Source organism: Terrisporobacter glycolicus ATCC 14880 = DSM 1288, from assembly GCF_036812735.1.
Taxonomy (GTDB): Bacteria; Bacillota; Clostridia; order Peptostreptococcales; family Peptostreptococcaceae; genus Terrisporobacter; species Terrisporobacter glycolicus.
On record NZ_CP117523.1, the window covers coordinates 3,345,970 to 3,361,292 of the forward strand.

14 protein-coding genes and 1 tRNA gene are annotated in these 15,323 nt (G+C 28.6%); 2 read left to right on the top strand and 13 right to left on the bottom strand.

The window, feature by feature from the left end:
• Positions 1 to 63: 63 nt before the first annotated feature.
• Positions 64 to 1,218: an alanine racemase gene (gene alr / locus TEGL_RS16440; RefSeq protein WP_018591562.1), complete on the top strand. Its 1,155-nt coding sequence runs from the start codon at positions 64 to 66 to the stop codon at positions 1,216 to 1,218.
• A 137-nt stretch (positions 1,219 to 1,355) separates the two neighbouring features.
• Here alr and TEGL_RS16445 read toward each other — a convergent pair whose 3' ends face one another.
• The 7 genes from TEGL_RS16445 to polA form a co-directional block, all read right to left on the bottom strand.
• A complete protein-coding gene (locus TEGL_RS16445) occupies positions 1,356 to 1,763 on the bottom strand; it encodes a bacteriohemerythrin (RefSeq protein WP_018591563.1) in 408 nt (135 codons plus the stop codon).
• A 298-nt stretch (positions 1,764 to 2,061) separates the two neighbouring features.
• On the bottom strand, positions 2,062 to 3,090 hold the full coding sequence (locus TEGL_RS16450) for a branched-chain amino acid aminotransferase (RefSeq protein WP_018591564.1): 1,029 nt from the start codon (positions 3,088 to 3,090) through the stop codon (positions 2,062 to 2,064).
• A gap of 165 nt (positions 3,091 to 3,255) precedes the next feature.
• Complete coding sequence (locus TEGL_RS16455) at positions 3,256 to 3,468, bottom strand: heavy-metal-associated domain-containing protein (protein WP_018591565.1); 213 nt, start codon at positions 3,466 to 3,468, stop codon at positions 3,256 to 3,258.
• 26 nt (positions 3,469 to 3,494) lie between these two features.
• Positions 3,495 to 5,174, bottom strand: coding sequence for an ABC transporter substrate-binding protein (locus TEGL_RS16460; protein ID WP_018591566.1), 1,680 nt, complete (start codon positions 5,172 to 5,174; stop codon positions 3,495 to 3,497).
• Positions 5,174 to 5,731 carry a lytic transglycosylase domain-containing protein gene (locus tag TEGL_RS16465; protein WP_018591567.1) on the bottom strand — a complete coding sequence of 186 codons (558 nt, stop codon included), beginning with the start codon at positions 5,729 to 5,731 and terminating at the stop codon, positions 5,174 to 5,176. Before TEGL_RS16465 ends, TEGL_RS16460 begins: the two co-directional genes overlap by 1 nt.
• Positions 5,724 to 6,326 carry a dephospho-CoA kinase gene (gene coaE, locus TEGL_RS16470; RefSeq protein WP_018591568.1) on the bottom strand — a complete coding sequence of 201 codons (603 nt, stop codon included), beginning with the start codon at positions 6,324 to 6,326 and terminating at the stop codon, positions 5,724 to 5,726. Before coaE ends, TEGL_RS16465 begins: the two co-directional genes overlap by 8 nt.
• An 8-nt stretch (positions 6,327 to 6,334) precedes the next feature.
• On the bottom strand, positions 6,335 to 8,989 hold the full coding sequence (polA, locus tag TEGL_RS16475) for a DNA polymerase I (RefSeq protein ID WP_018591569.1): 2,655 nt from the start codon (positions 8,987 to 8,989) through the stop codon (positions 6,335 to 6,337).
• Between the two features lie 272 nt (positions 8,990 to 9,261).
• Here polA and TEGL_RS16480 point away from each other — a divergent pair.
• Positions 9,262 to 9,347 (top strand) — tRNA-Leu (locus tag TEGL_RS16480).
• A gap of 48 nt (positions 9,348 to 9,395) precedes the next feature.
• Here the strand turns inward: TEGL_RS16480 and TEGL_RS16485 are convergent.
• The 6 genes from TEGL_RS16485 to TEGL_RS16510 all read right to left on the bottom strand — a co-directional run bounded on the left by TEGL_RS16485 (position 9,396) and on the right by TEGL_RS16510 (position 15,242).
• Positions 9,396 to 10,124: a DUF1848 family protein gene (locus TEGL_RS16485; protein WP_154650658.1), complete on the bottom strand. Its 729-nt coding sequence runs from the start codon at positions 10,122 to 10,124 to the stop codon at positions 9,396 to 9,398.
• Between the two features lie 25 nt (positions 10,125 to 10,149).
• Entirely contained in the window at positions 10,150 to 10,407 is a 258-nt protein-coding gene (locus TEGL_RS16490; RefSeq protein WP_018591571.1) for a phage holin family protein, read from the bottom strand.
• 140 nt (positions 10,408 to 10,547) lie between these two features.
• Positions 10,548 to 12,569 (bottom strand): methyl-accepting chemotaxis protein, encoded by a 2,022-nt coding sequence (locus tag TEGL_RS16495; RefSeq protein ID WP_018591572.1) that lies wholly within the window; start codon positions 12,567 to 12,569, stop codon positions 10,548 to 10,550.
• Between the two features lie 209 nt (positions 12,570 to 12,778).
• Positions 12,779 to 13,354 carry a pyridoxal 5'-phosphate synthase glutaminase subunit PdxT gene (gene pdxT, locus TEGL_RS16500; RefSeq protein WP_018591573.1) on the bottom strand — a complete coding sequence of 192 codons (576 nt, stop codon included), beginning with the start codon at positions 13,352 to 13,354 and terminating at the stop codon, positions 12,779 to 12,781.
• Position 13,355: 1 nt separating this feature from the next.
• Positions 13,356 to 14,231 carry a pyridoxal 5'-phosphate synthase lyase subunit PdxS gene (gene pdxS, locus TEGL_RS16505; protein WP_018591574.1) on the bottom strand — a complete coding sequence of 292 codons (876 nt, stop codon included), beginning with the start codon at positions 14,229 to 14,231 and terminating at the stop codon, positions 13,356 to 13,358.
• Positions 14,232 to 14,420: 189 nt separating this feature from the next.
• On the bottom strand, positions 14,421 to 15,242 hold the full coding sequence (locus TEGL_RS16510) for an alpha/beta hydrolase (protein ID WP_018591575.1): 822 nt from the start codon (positions 15,240 to 15,242) through the stop codon (positions 14,421 to 14,423).
• Between the last annotated feature and the right edge of the window lie 81 nt (positions 15,243 to 15,323).

Here is a 15,323-nt window from a genome sequence, read left to right on the forward strand (position 1 = left end):
TTAAATAAAATTAAACATTTGTAATAAAAATCAAATTTAATCAAACAGAAAGGTCTATTAATTATGATAAATTCAAGCACATGGGCAGAAATAAATTTAGAAAATATAAGATACAATGTAAACAGTGTAAAAAACGCATTAAAAGATGAAACTAAACTTTGTTGTGTAATAAAGGCAAACGCTTACGGACATGGTGCCGTAGAGGTTGCTAAGTTCTTAGAAAAGGAAAATGTGGATTTTTTTTCTGTCGCTAGATTAGAAGAAGGTTTAGAGCTTTCTCAAAATAATATAAAAACTCCTATTTTATGTATGGGTTATATTGATAGTTGTAAATCACAACATGCTATAGATAATAATATAAGAATTACAGTGTATTCACTTGAAATGGCCGAAAATATTAATAGTTTGGCTAAAACAAGCAATAAAAAAGCTTATGTTCATATTAAATTAGATACAGGTATGAGTAGAATAGGTTTCTTAGTAAATGATAATTCTATTAATGATATAAAAAGAATATTCAATTTTGAAAATATAATTGTTGAAGGTATTTATACTCACTTTGCAAAAGCTGATGAAGTTAATAAAGATGCTACTTTCCATCAAATTTCAAAATATAATGAGGTTATAAAGGCATTAGAATCTGATAATTTAAATGTTCCTATAAAACACGTTTCTAATAGTGCTGCCATACTAGACTTAAGGGATTGTGATTTTAATATGGTTAGATTAGGCGTTTCTCTATACGGATGTTATCCTTCAGATGATGTTAGTAGAGAAATAGATTTAAAAACTTGCCTTGAGCTAAAAACTAAAATAAGCAATGTTAAAACTATAGAAAAAGGAACTAGTGTTAGTTATGGAGGTACTTATACAGTCGATAAAGACACTAAAATAGCTACTATACCTATTGGTTACGCTGATGGCTTCCCTAGAACTCAAAAAAATCCAAAGGCATTTGTAAATGGTAGATTAGTTAATATTGTTGGTAGAATATGTATGGATCAAACTATGTTAGAAATACCAAATGATCTTGATGTAAATACGGAAGATGTAGTTACTTTAATTGGAAATATTGATGGTATAAAAATCGGTAATATTTCACAAAATGTAGATACTATAGACCACGAAGTTCTATGTAATATAAATAGAAGAGTAAATAGAATTTATTTAAGCAACGATGATAAATATACAGTAAGTTACACCCTATCAAATGATTAATGTCTAAAAATTCACTTGCTACATTTTGACAAGCTAATATTGTAAAGAAAATACCTAGAGAAATTCTCTAGGCATTTTCTTTTATTAATATTTATCATCTAAAAATTATTTATTTGCACTATATATTTTTATCTGAATTATTTTGATTTACTTTTTATATGCTGAGCTACTTTGACATCCTCTCTTTTTATGTGATTAATTATCCAATTACCAACCTTACTATTGATTTCTCCCACCAAGACAATGTTTGAACCCTCTGCTAAAAGTTTTTTATGTATATTTTCAACCTGTTCTACAAAGTGTTTATGATATTTCTTGTGATTATTGTAATCAGGGTAGTTATATTTCACTTGTAAAGCCTCTTCATGAGCAAAATGTGTTTTTGTATAAGAAGATAAAAATTTTACTGTTTTTTCTAATTCAGCTCTACCTTTACCCTTGCTACAAGCCTCTAACAAATCATTAATTGCTTTTATTAATTCCTTGTGCTCTGTATCAATTTGCATATTCCCTGTTAGTAAATCATTTGACCAATTATACGCCATTTTTCTCCCTCTCAATCTACAGTTGTTTTGTGAAATGTTACTAGAATAGTAGCATTTTATTATTCTAAGTTAATTATACGTCACAAAGTCCATATTTTTTATATTATAATTACAACTTTCAATAATTTTCTCAGCAAAAACTATAATTCTAATATGCTTATTATATATTAATTAAGTAATTATATTTTTAATAATAAATTATAAAATAAAAAACTATTTTGAATTTTGTCTAAAGACAAATACATTCAAAATAGTTTCCATAATAATTTGTTTTAATTTAAACTTTTTATATCATAAATTAATCAGCTATTACTTTTATCCAACCTTCTGGGGATTCTATTTTACCCATTTGTATTCCTGTTAATGTGTCATATAACTTTTTACAAATTGGACCCATTTCAGTTGTTCCATTTGAGAAGCATATTACTTCATCCTTATAAGTTACTTTACCAACTGGTGATAATACTGCTGCAGTTCCGCATAAAGCACATTCTGTAAAATCTTTTAATTCTTCTACATGTACTTCTCTTTCTTCAACTTCTAGTCCAAGGTATTCTTTTGCTACATGCATTAAAGAACGACGTGTTATTGATGGTAGTATAGTATCAGATTTTGGTGTAACTATCTTTTTATCCTTTGTTACAAATATAAAATTTGCTCCACCTGTTTCCTCAACTTTTGTTCTTGTTGCTGCATCTAGATACATATTTTCATCAAATCCATTTTCATGGGCAACTTGAAGTGCATGTAAACTCATAGCATAATTAAGTCCTGCTTTTACATGACCTGTACCATGTGGTGCTGCTCTATCATAATCACTTACACATATACTAAGTGGCTTAACTCCGCCCTTAAAATATGGTCCAACAGGCGTTGTGAATACTCTGAATTGGAACTTTGTATCTGGTTTCACCCCTATAACTGATCCACTTCCAAATATATATGGTCTTATATATAATGTCCCCCCACTTCCAAATGGTGGTACAAAATCAATATTAGCCAACACAACTTGCTCTATAGCGTCTAAGAACTTTTCCTGCGATATTATTGGCATATGAAGTCTTCTTGCTGAATCTGCCAAACGTTCAGCGTTAAGGTCCGGTCTAAATATAACTACCTTTCCATCTTCTGTTCTGTAAGCTTTTAAGCCTTCAAAACAAGTTTGTGCATATTGTAAAACCCCTGCACATTCATTAATTACAACATTTGAATCTTCTGTTAAAATTCCTTCATCCCAAGTTCCATGATCATAATTAGATACATATCTTTTAGCAGTTTGTCTATAATCAAACCCTAAGTTTTTCCAATCTAGATTTATATTTTCCATGTTACCCCTCCTAAATCTATTTTTAAAGTCCTTTATATTATAATACACCTAGCTTTTTAATACAATTTATAGATTTTTCAAAATAGAAAAAGGAATATTTATATAAATATTCCTTTTCATCAGATATAAATCATTTTATTTATATCAATTTATCTAATTTTTAATTTATTCTACACTTATTAAGTTAAAACCTAAATCTTCTATTAATTCTTTAACTTTTTCAATATCTACAGTATCATCCATATCTACAACAGCATACTTTCCATCTAAATTAACTTCTATGACCTCTACCCCCGCAATATCTTCTGTTAGAACATCTTTTAAATTTGCCACACAATGGCTACATCTCATTCCTTCAATAGATAACTTTCTTTTCATGTAGTTATTCCTCCTGTTAAATTAGTTTATTTACTCATTTGTAAATTCGAAATTCCCTTATAAATATCAAAATCGTTAGGATGAATAGTTCCTTCAAGCCTCTTATTAGATACTATAAAATTGTCTAATATTCCTAAAGATATAAATGAAGCTTTTTCAGCCACATACTTTTGAATTTGGTCATATATTTTTTTAGTTTCATCCTCTGATTTAGAATTTCCTAAAGATTTAATATATGTTGATAGTTCCTTATCTTTTATATTGCATGATTCCAATATACCTCTAGCATCTGGAATACTTGATAAAGAGTAACCAACTACTGCTAAATCGTAGTTTTTAGAATCAATAGCTTTAGTTAAATCTTTTTCTTTTAATTCTTTTACTACACTCTTTATTCCTATTGAGGCTAAATTTTGTCTTATAATATTTGCTACCTTTATTCTTTCACCATTACTATCAGATACTACTATGTTTAATTCTACTTTATTCAGTACTTCTTTCATTTCTTTTTTTGAAAGCTCCGAGTTAGGTGAAGCACCTGTAGAATTATCTTCTATTATACCTTGTAAGTTTTGCGAATTTTGTTTACTTGACTCAGCTTGTTTTTGTGATTCTAGAGATTCATTCGCTGATTTAAGTCCCTCAGTTAAATATTCTATTGCCTTTTCTTTATTAAATGCTAGGTTATTAATATTTTTATTGTAATATTTACTACTTGTATTAAGAGGGAAATATGATAAACTTGCATTACCTATATAAGCTTCTTTTAAAAGTTGTTCTCTATCTATGGCAGATATTATGGCTTTCCTAAAACTAACATTTTTTAGAAATTCATTATTATAATTAAATATAACCATTTCGTAATCTCTACCTTCATAATCAGTGACATTAAACTCTTTCTTTTTCTCAAACTTGCTTAATTCTGATAAATCTATACTTGCAATATCACTATCTAATGCAAGCACCATCTCTGTTTGTGATTCTTTATCTGGAACTAATTTTACAAATATTTCTTTTCTGTTTTCTGGTAAATTGTTGAAATATTTTTCATTTCTTTCAAGTATAATATATTTTCTGTCCACATATTTTTTGATTTTATAAGGTCCATTTCCTAAAAGGTTGTATTTATACTGGCTTATCTCATCAGTTTTTAAATTACCTAATCTTTCCTTTGAAACAATAGGGAACGTTAATTTGTCTATTGCAAAAGGATCATTTTCTTTCAAATTAATAGTAAAATTCTTGCTGTCACTTATATGTATTGATTGAATATTTTTTACTAAGTCTGAATAAGGACTATCCTTAGTTTTCTTGATTAAGTCAACTGTAAAGCTAACATCACTAGAAGTTACTTCCTTATTATCGTGCCAAGCAGCATCAGAATTTAATTTAATATTTATACTTTTTCCATCTGAAGACTTTGTATATTTTTCAACTAACATTTGCTCCACATTGTAATTTTCATCAATTTCAAATAAACCATCATAAATTAAATTCATTATATATCCTACTGATTTATCTTTGTTTAGTATTGGATTTATAGTAGTTGGAAACAACATTGTCAAATGAATGTAGTTAGATTCTTGAATGTTCAGCTCATTTATCTCATCATTATTTTTTTTATTTTCTTTTTCTTTAGCACATCCTACAGTTCCCAGAACTATGGTTAAAACTATGGCTAGAAGTTTTATTAATTTTTTCTTCATTAGTTCCTTCCTTCCTTGCTGTATAACATATTATATTGCTCATAATTTTTCTTTACTTTAATTACGTATTTATCAGTTTCAGAAAAAGGTATTGTGTGTAAGTTTTCTCCGTCCTTACTAAACTCTTCGTCTGACAGCCATTTTCTTACATTACCAGAACCACCATTATATGCTGCAACTACTAAGTCAGTTTTGCCAAATTCTTTGTATAAAGTGTTAAGATACCAACAGCCTATTCTTATGTTAGTTTCTGGATCATATACATCTATATCATCATTTAACTCTAATTGTTCTATTGCCCAATCTCTTGTAATATCCGCAATTTGCATCAAACCTTTTGCACCTCTACGTGATAGTGCTTCTTCATTAAATTTACTTTCTGCTTTTATAATACTATAAACTAAATTTTCATCTAGATTATATTCTTTTGCATATTTTTCCACATACACAGAATACTTTTTAGGGTAGATTAAAGTTTTTATTCTACCCCCTTCTAAATAAATTGCTCCGCCTAAGATTATAATAACAGATAAGATTATAATACTCTTCTTATTCACTCCAATTCTCCTTTATATACTTCAAAAATATAAAAGCCTTTTTCTTCAACTCGTCAATTGTACCTGAATTATCTATTATATAATCTGCATATTTCGCCTTATTTTCTTGACTCATTTGAGATTTAATTCTACTAAGTGCCTCCTCAGTAGAACAATTATCTCTATTTTTTATTCTTTCAATTTGTATATCTTCATTACAAGTAACTACCAGTAATTTATCAACAAAATTTAAATAATCTGACTCAACAAGTAGGGCTGCATCTAGTATTACTATTTTTTTATTTTGATTTTTATACTCATCAATTTGATTACTTACATTTTGCCTTATCAGTGGATGAGTTAATTTGTTAAGTTGAATTAGCTTTTCATTATCATTAAAAACTATTCTTCCTAAAGCCTTTCTATTTAAAGAACCATCATGATTTTTTATATGATCTCCGAAAGTCTCATATACTTTCTTAAGTAATTTTTCATCATCATAAATTTGTCGTGCAATAATATCTGCATCAACTATATCTATATTTTCCTCAATAAATATTGTAGACAAACTACTTTTTCCACATCCAATATTCCCAGTTAATCCTAAAATAAGCATATTTTCACCTACTTAGTTTCATACCAAGAATCACCAACATTTAAATCCACATCTAAATGTACTTGTAAATTAACTGCTGATTCCATTTCTTCTTTTACTATTTTACTAACTTTATCTATTTCTTCTTCTACTGCCTCAACTATAAGTTCATCGTGTACTTGTAATATTAGTTTTGATTTAAGTTGCTCGTCTTTTAATCTATTATATACATTTACCATAGCTATTTTTATTATATCAGCTGCACTTCCTTGGATAGGAGCATTCATAGCAAATCTTTCACCTTGTTTTCTCACCATAAAATTACTTGAATTTATTTCTGGTATGTATCTTCTTCTATTAAACTCAGTTAGCACATAGCCTTTTTCTTTTGCTTGTTCAATAACTTTGTCCATAAAATCTTTTATGCTAGAGTAATTTGCAAAATAACTTTCTATATAAGCCTTGGCTTTTGCCACAGGTATATTTAAATCTTGTGATAAACCAAAATCTGTTTTACCATAAACTATACCAAAGTTTATAGCTTTTGCTTCACTTCTTTGTGTAGAGTTAACTTCATTTACATCTATGTTAAATATTTGTGATGCTGTTTTTGAGTGAATATCTATATGATTTTGGAATGCTTCTATCATATGCTCGTCACCACTCATATGAGCTAGTACTCTAAGTTCTACCTGAGAGTAATCTGCATCTACAAGTTTTGAATTTTCATCAGCAATAAATACTTTCCTTATTTCTCTACCCATTTCTGTTTTAACAGGTATATTTTGTAGATTTGGCTCCGTAGAAGATATTCTTCCTGTAGTTGTTATTGTTTGATTAAATGAAGAATGAATTCTACCACTTATTGGATTGATTATATTACTTAATCCTTCCACATATGTTGAATTTAGCTTAACTATTTGTCTATATTCAGTAATTTTGTCTATTATCTCATGTTTATCTCTAAGTTTTTCTAATACATCTGCATTTGTAGAGTATCCTGTTTTTGTTTTCTTAATTACTGGTAATTCTAGCTTTTCAAATAATATGACTCCCAATTGTTTTGGTGAATTTATATTGAATTTTTCCCCAGCAAGTGAGAATATTTCTTCTTCTAAGTTTACAATTATGTTTTTAAACTTATCTCCAAGTTCTCTTAATTGATTTTTGTCAACTTCAATACCATAATACTCCATAGATCCTAATACTTCTACCAATGACATTTCAACATCGTAGAATAAGTATTCCATTTCCATATCTTTAAATGTTTTCTCCATAATTGGATATACATTATAAACTATATTTATCACTTCTCCAAAATATATACTCAGTTCTTCCATATCTAAGTCTTGGAATTTCTTAGCTTTAGCACCTTTTCCTAAGATTTCTTCTTCAGATTTTATTTTTTTAGTTAAATATTTCATTGCTATATCACTGCATTCATAAGAAGTAGATGATTTTGAATCTATTAAATATTCTCCTATTGCTATATCAAAGAAAATATTATTCATTTCCATATTATATGGTTTGAAAGCTAAATAATCATCTTTTAAATTGTAACCTATTTTCTTAATTTCTTCATTGGAAATTATATCTTTTATTAATTCCAATTCTTCACCATTTAAGTAATAAATATCATTTCCATTTGAACTTACAAATACATATAATATATTCTTATCTAATATGTTACCCAATTTTTTTACAGTTTTTATAAATAACTTATTTGTTTTTTCAAGCTCATTTTTAAATTCTTCAACATTATCTAAATGGTTAATATTTAGCTCTATTTTTTCTTCTACAGCAGATTCTTCACTGCCACCGTCCATAGATAGAACTTGCTTTATTAATGTATTAAATCCAAATTTTTTGAACTCTTCTATTACAGCATTTTTATCATATTCTCCAAAAGATAATTCCTCTAAACTTACTTCAATAGGTACATCTCTTATAATTGTAGCAAGTTTTTTACTAAATACAGCTTGCTCTTTGTTTTCTTCTATTTTTTTCTTAACACTACCTTTTAGTTGTTCAGTGTTTTCTATTAAATTCTCCACAGAAGAAAATTCTTTTATAAGTTTTATACCTGTTTTTTCTCCTATTCCTGGAACCCCTGGTATATTGTCTGATTTATCTCCCATTAATCCTTTTAAATCTATAAATTGTGTAGGAGTCATCTCATATCTTTCTATAACTGAATCATAGTTGTATTCTTCAACTTCTCCAACACCTTTTTTAGTTATTAATGTAGTTGTTTTGTTTGATGCAAGTTGTATAGCATCTTTATCTCCTGTAACTATGTATACCTTAAAGTCGTTATCTTCTCCCATTTTTGAAACTGTACCAATTAAATCATCAGCCTCATATCCTGCCATTTCCATTCTGTGAATGTTGAATGTATCTAATAATTCTTTTAGTGGCTCTAATTGTTGACCAAGTTCATCTGGCATTTTCTTTCTTCCTGCTTTGTAGTCAGCAAATTCCTTATGTCTAAATGTTGGCGCTTTCATATCAAAAGCAACACTTATGTGAGTTGGTTTATAATCATCTATTATTTTAAATAACATTCTAGTAAAACCATATATGGCATTAGTATGTAATCCTTCGCTGCTAGTCATATCCGGTAATGCATAAAATGCTCTATTTATTATCGAGTTTCCATCTATAATTATTAATCTTTTGTCCAAGTTTATCACTCCTATATTTTTCAATATTATATATTTATATACCTTATTATATACCCATATATTATTATTTAATAATACCACAATAATCAAATTATATTAAGGTGTTTAATAAGAAAATCACCTTATCTTCATAATTATTAATTTTATATATTTCATATGCATTCTTATATATACTTTACTTTTTTAAGTATCTTAAAACATTTTTATTATAATTAAATATTTCTTTAGACTTGATTTTAATTTAAGTCTTTGTTATAATTTAGTAATAATACGCCGGATTGGTGGAATGGCAGACGCGACGGACTCAAAATCCGTTGGTAGCAATACCGTGTGGGTTCGAGTCCCACATCCGGCACCAATTAAAAAGTAGTTACTAAGAATTTTTCTTTAGTAACTACTTTTTTTATTAAAAAAATGAAATTTGATTATCAATATAACTATGTTGAATAGCCTCTTTAACAATATCACCTTCCATAGAATTTCCAATCAAAAACGGTGAGTTTTTATCATGCTTTCTAAAGTTATCCCTCACAATATCTTTACTATAATTAGCATAACAATACAAACATCCATGATAACAAGTATTGTACATACCTATATCGTTTCCAAGCAAGCAGTCACAACTTTCTCTACTTCCCTTCTTCTTAGGTACTTTCAAATTACTATGTATTGCCCTCTCTAATACAGGTTGTGTCATACAACCACTACAGTTCACACCAAATTTCGCTAATTCATATCCTTCTGCACAAGTTTTTATCTTTATATTATTTTTATTGCCAATATCCACAAATTCCCTTCCTATAATCTCCCGTTCTTCTTTTGATACTTCTCTAACCCCATTAAAATTACGCTTTGTTTTTTCATATAAATCTACAAAACTAATAATACATTCCCCAGTATATCCAGAAAGACTAGCTGCTATTTTTTCAAAGTTTTCAATATGGCTATTCAAATTATATTTCTCTGAAATAAAAATAGGATCGTATCTCCATACAGTTTTCTCTGAACGTATGGTTGATGACAATTGCCTAAAACTTTTTATTACTATTTCTTTGTTTGGTACATTAGGTTCTATGTCCTTATCATAAGGAGTTATTGTAACAAACCAAAATTGCCCAAATTCTTTTATTTCTATCTTACCCCTACTTACACTTCATAATCTATTTGTTTTGAATTAAATTTACAAATGCTTGATGAACTCCTGTACTTGCGAGTCCTGAAAACATACCACCTAATATTACATCTGCAGTTACACTCTTGTTTATCCATATATTCAATATACAACCTGTTACTGCCATTATTAACGGTATGTACTTATTTGGTATAAAGTTTAAGCTACTTTTTATTATATAACCTAAACACAGACATATACCAACAATTACTAAAACTAAATAATCATTTAAAAATCCTAAGTCCATAGTATTACCTCCTTAAATTTTTCCTTATAATATATTACTATTATAAGAACTAAAAAAGACTAAAGGAATTAATCTCCTTTAGCCTTTTAAATTTCTATTTATTTAAAACTTAACTAAAAATAATTTACTTTATATTTATGCTAGTTTGTCTCATCTTCAATTTTAAATTGAGATGCAACTGCTCTAAGATCTTCTGCTTGCTTAGATAAATCATTACTTGCTGCTGAACTTTCTTCAGATGTTGACACATTTGTTTGAACAACATTACTTATTTCTTCAATACCTTCTAGCGTTTGTTTTAGAGCTGTAGCTTGCTCAGAAGATTCATCAGATATCTCATCTATTAATTTTACTGATTCAGATACACCTTGTAATACCTCTACAAGCATTTCCCCTGTTTTATTAGCTATTTTATTTCCATTTTCTACAGCCTTAATAGACTCTTCAATTAAATGAGTAGTTTCTTTTGCTGCATCTGCTGATTTTGTTGCTAGATTTCTTACTTCATCAGCTACAACAGCAAATCCTTTACCTGCTTCTCCGGCTCTAGACGCTTCCACTGCTGCATTTAAAGCTAATATATTAGTTTGGAATGCAATATCTTCAATAACTTTTATTACTTTGCCTATTTCTGATGATTTACTATTTATTTCAGTTATTGCCTCCATCATTTTTTGCATTTGATCATTGCTTAAATTTGAAAGTTCTCCAACAGACTTAATTTGCTCAGCAGCACCTAATGCATTTTCTGCATTTTTTGATACTCTATCAGATAAATCATTTACTGTAGATGTAAGCTCCTCTGTTGTATTTGCTTGATATAGAGCTCCATCTGCAAGAACTTGTGATGCAGTGGCTATTTCTCTTGAACCTAGTGCCACATTTTCTGATGCTTCTACTATTTGACCTATAGTGTGTTTAAATATATCAGAAAGTTGTATTAATGAATCTTTAATTTTCTCAAACTCTCCATCATAAGATTGTTTTAAATCTATATTTAAATCTCCAGCTGAGAATCTATTTAATGACTCTGATATTTCGTCTATATAGACAATATACTCATTTAATCTTTCTACTAGTTTTTTCATTGATTGAGCTAATTTTCCTATTTCATCATTATTATCAATATCAATTTCTGCATCTAAATTACCCTCTGCTAAATCTTCAGTAACTTCCATAAGCTTTTGAATTGGCGATACTATACTTCTTGTAACAAAATATATTACTATTAAAAGTATTAAAATAGCTAATCCATAAACAAGCATCATATCTTTCTTTTCTTTTTTTACTAATGCATTATATCTATCTTCACTTATACTAAATATAGTTTTTAGACCAGCATCTCTTACTGCATTTACAATTCCGTAACGTGTTTGCCCATTATCAGTATATTTTATAACTTTTTTACTAGGATTTTCTACTTCTTTTACCATAGTATCGTCAAATCCTATTTCACTAACATTTTTAAGCAACTTTTCACTATCATTACTTGCTAGTACTTGTCCTGATCTAGATACAAGCATTGTATACGCGTCTTTTCCAAATTCTGTTTCGTTAGATGCTATTTTATTACTTAAAGTATCAAGTTGTATATCTAAAGCCGCTACCCCAACTATTTCTTTTCCATCTAAACTGTATACTGGTGCTGAAAATGATACTATCATATTTCCAGAAATAACATCTTCAAATGGATCAGTTATTATATATCCATTTTTTATATCTTCTTGATTTGAAAACCAGTATTTTTTTGATTTTAAATCATAATCTTTATCTGAAACCCAATTTGTACCATCAAATGCTAATGTATCCTTAGCTGAACAAACGTATGCTGTTGATATCTGTTCATCATTTTCTGCCACAAATCCTAAATACTTGTATGTATCTTTAAATGAAGACTTATCTTTATAATTCTCTCTAGTAGCTTCAGTTAATACTTGCCTTACAGACGTATTCCCTGCCATCTGAGTTGCCATAGTTTTATATTTTGTGAAATATTCATTAATCTCAACTGCTAATTTATCTGTAGTTAAAGTTGAAATAGTTTCTTGAGAATCATCGACCATATTAAGTGTATTTTTTATTGAAATTCCACCAGAGATAATCATTGCTAAAATTGCTACTCCACCAATCATTATTAAAATTTTTGTCCTTATACTTTTCATTTGCCTGTTCCCCCTCCTCGGTTTTACCTGCTTTAATTAATTATTTGTAATATAACATTGACTTGCACTTTAAATAAATTCCAAATATTTCATATTATCTCCAAAGAAGTTATACGGTTGAATTTGTAAAAACTTTAACATTTTACAATATAATATTTTATTTAAATACAAAAAATCACTTATTTTTAAAAATAAGTGATTTTTTGTATTTATTTAGTATTATTTTTTACCATACATACAAAATATTTATGCATTCTGTTATCCTCAGTTAACTCTGGATGAAAGGAAGTTACGAGCATATTGTCTTCTTTTGCAGCAACTATATTCTTATCTACTACTGATAATACCTCTACCTTATCTCCAATAGATTCTATATAAGGTGCTCTTACAAACACCATCTGAATATCATCACCAACTCCTTTTATAGCAGACTTCCTATTAAAACTTCCAAGTTGTCTTCCATAAGCATTTCTTCTAACTTCAATATCCATAGTAGCCAGATGTTTTGTATCATCTTTATAAATGCTTTTAGCAAGTAAAATCATACCTGCACATGTTCCCCACACAGGCAAACCACTTTCTATTTTTGATTTTAAATCATTATATATATCTAAATTTCTAATTAATTTTCCCATGGTCGTGCTCTCTCCACCAGGAATAATTAGGCCATCAATATTTTCTAAATCTTCTTTATTCCTAATTTCTACAGTATCAACATTCAAACTTTTTAATATGCTCATATGCTCTTCATAAGCACCTTGCATGGCAAGTACTCCAATTTTCATATTACCAACCCCTAGCTGCTAATAATTCTTTATCTTCTAAAGTGTTCACTGCCACCCCACTCATGGCTCCACCTAAATCTTCTGATATTTGTGCTAAAACTTTAGGATTATTATAATTTGTAACAGCTTTTACTATGGCTTCTGCTCTCTTCTCTGGATTGTCTGATTTAAATATTCCTGATCCTACAAATACACCATCACAACCTAATTGCATCATTAATGCTGCATCTGCTGGAGTTGCAATTCCTCCTGCTGCAAAGTTTACTACTGGAAGTTTATTATTTTCATGAACATATTTAACTAAATCATATGGTGCTCCCATTTCTTTAGCTGCATTCATTAACTCTTCTTCACCCATAGATACTATTTTTCTAATTTGAGAAGTTACTGTTCTCATATGTTTAACTGCTTCAACTACATCTCCAGTTCCTGCTTCACCTTTTGTTCTTATCATTGATGCACCTTCACCAATTCTTCTAAGAGCTTCCCCTAAGTTTCTTGCTCCACAAACAAATGGAACTTCAAATTTAGTTTTTTCTATATGATAAACATTGTCTGCCGGTGTTAAAACTTCACTTTCATCTATAAAATCTATTTCTAAATCTTCAAGTATTTGTGCTTCTACAAAATGTCCTATTCTTACTTTTGCCATAACTGGTATACTTACAGCTTCTTGAATTTCTTTTATCATTTTAGGATCTGACATTCTTGCCACTCCGCCTTCTTTTCTTATGTCAGCTGGAACTCTCTCAAGTGCCATAACTGCACAAGCTCCTGCATTTTGTGCTATTATTGCCTCTTCTGGATTAGTTACATCCATTATTACTCCACCTTTTAACATTTGTGCTAAATTTTTATTTAATACTTCTCTGCTCATTAATTGTACCCCCTTATTATTTTTCCTTTATAATGAAATAGTAGTACAATTTTAATTGTATCACAATAAAAGTTTAGATTTTTATAATTTCGCACAAATTGTACTGATACATTTATCAATAAAAAAACTAGAAAATGCATTAATTTAAATACATCTTCTAGCCTTAACTTATACCTTATAATATAAAATTTATATTCTATCTTCCAACCAAAAATGTATATCTTCTAGTACTTTATCTTTATCAAATTCATTCATAATTTCATGATAAAGACCTGGATATATTTTTAAACTCTTATCCAATGAAGATATATGTTCATAAAGAATTTTTGAATCTTCTTGAGAAACTATTTTATCGTCTTCTCCATGTAATAAAAGTACAGGATATTCAAATTTATCCATATTTTCATATATATATTTAACTGCTTTATAACATTCTTTGTATATTTTTCCTACTGTTACATGACACACTAAAGGATCCTGTTCATACTCATCTACAACTCTCTTATCAGTACAAATTAAATCCCCTAAAGCGTTGACTATTTCAGCACTGTCATCCACATCTTTATTACTTTCCAATAACTTCGCTTTATCGATAGTAACACCTGCAGATAAAATTATTCCATTAACTGTATCTTTGTAATCTATACCATATACTGTGCTTATCATTCCACCCATACTATGTCCTAATACAAAAACTTTCTTATCATCATTTTCATCTTTAGCCATTTTTACAATTTCATTAACATCTTGTGAAAAATTTTTATAACTATCTATATAGGTTCTTTTACCTTCTGATTTTCCATGGCCTTGATTATCAAATCTATAAACACTATATCCCCAATTATTAAATTTTGATACTACATAATCATATCTTCCTAAATGTTCTGCCAATCCATGTACTATTACTATTACAGCCCTTCCCTCTTCAACTAAGTCTTTCTTTACAAAAAGTTCTATATTATCCTTATTTCTAAACATCATACTTTCATTTAAAGCTTTCGCTTGTTCCATGCTTTACCCCCATTTTTAGTAAATTAAGAATAATCTTTTGTACAATCTATTATGATAATATATCCTCAAGTTCAGTATATC

What these genes read in the sequence shown, in the direction of transcription:
- coaE (WP_018591568.1), bottom strand. Translation starts at nt 6,326, where the DNA reads ATGCTTATTTTAGGATTAACTGGGAATATTGGATGTGGAAAAAGTAGT.
- alr (WP_018591562.1), top strand. Translation starts at nt 64, where the DNA reads ATGATAAATTCAAGCACATGGGCAGAAATAAATTTAGAAAATATAAGA.
- TEGL_RS16445 (WP_018591563.1), bottom strand. Translation starts at nt 1,763, where the DNA reads ATGGCGTATAATTGGTCAAATGATTTACTAACAGGGAATATGCAAATT.
- TEGL_RS16450 (WP_018591564.1), bottom strand. Translation starts at nt 3,090, where the DNA reads ATGGAAAATATAAATCTAGATTGGAAAAACTTAGGGTTTGATTATAGA.
- pdxS (WP_018591574.1), bottom strand. Translation starts at nt 14,231, where the DNA reads ATGAGCAGAGAAGTATTAAATAAAAATTTAGCACAAATGTTAAAAGGT.
- TEGL_RS16490 (WP_018591571.1), bottom strand. Translation starts at nt 10,407, where the DNA reads ATGGACTTAGGATTTTTAAATGATTATTTAGTTTTAGTAATTGTTGGT.
- TEGL_RS16510 (WP_018591575.1), bottom strand. Translation starts at nt 15,242, where the DNA reads ATGGAACAAGCGAAAGCTTTAAATGAAAGTATGATGTTTAGAAATAAG.
- TEGL_RS16495 (WP_018591572.1), bottom strand. Translation starts at nt 12,569, where the DNA reads ATGAAAAGTATAAGGACAAAAATTTTAATAATGATTGGTGGAGTAGCA.
- TEGL_RS16460 (WP_018591566.1), bottom strand. Translation starts at nt 5,174, where the DNA reads ATGAAGAAAAAATTAATAAAACTTCTAGCCATAGTTTTAACCATAGTT.
- TEGL_RS16455 (WP_018591565.1), bottom strand. Translation starts at nt 3,468, where the DNA reads ATGAAAAGAAAGTTATCTATTGAAGGAATGAGATGTAGCCATTGTGTG.
- pdxT (WP_018591573.1), bottom strand. Translation starts at nt 13,354, where the DNA reads ATGAAAATTGGAGTACTTGCCATGCAAGGTGCTTATGAAGAGCATATG.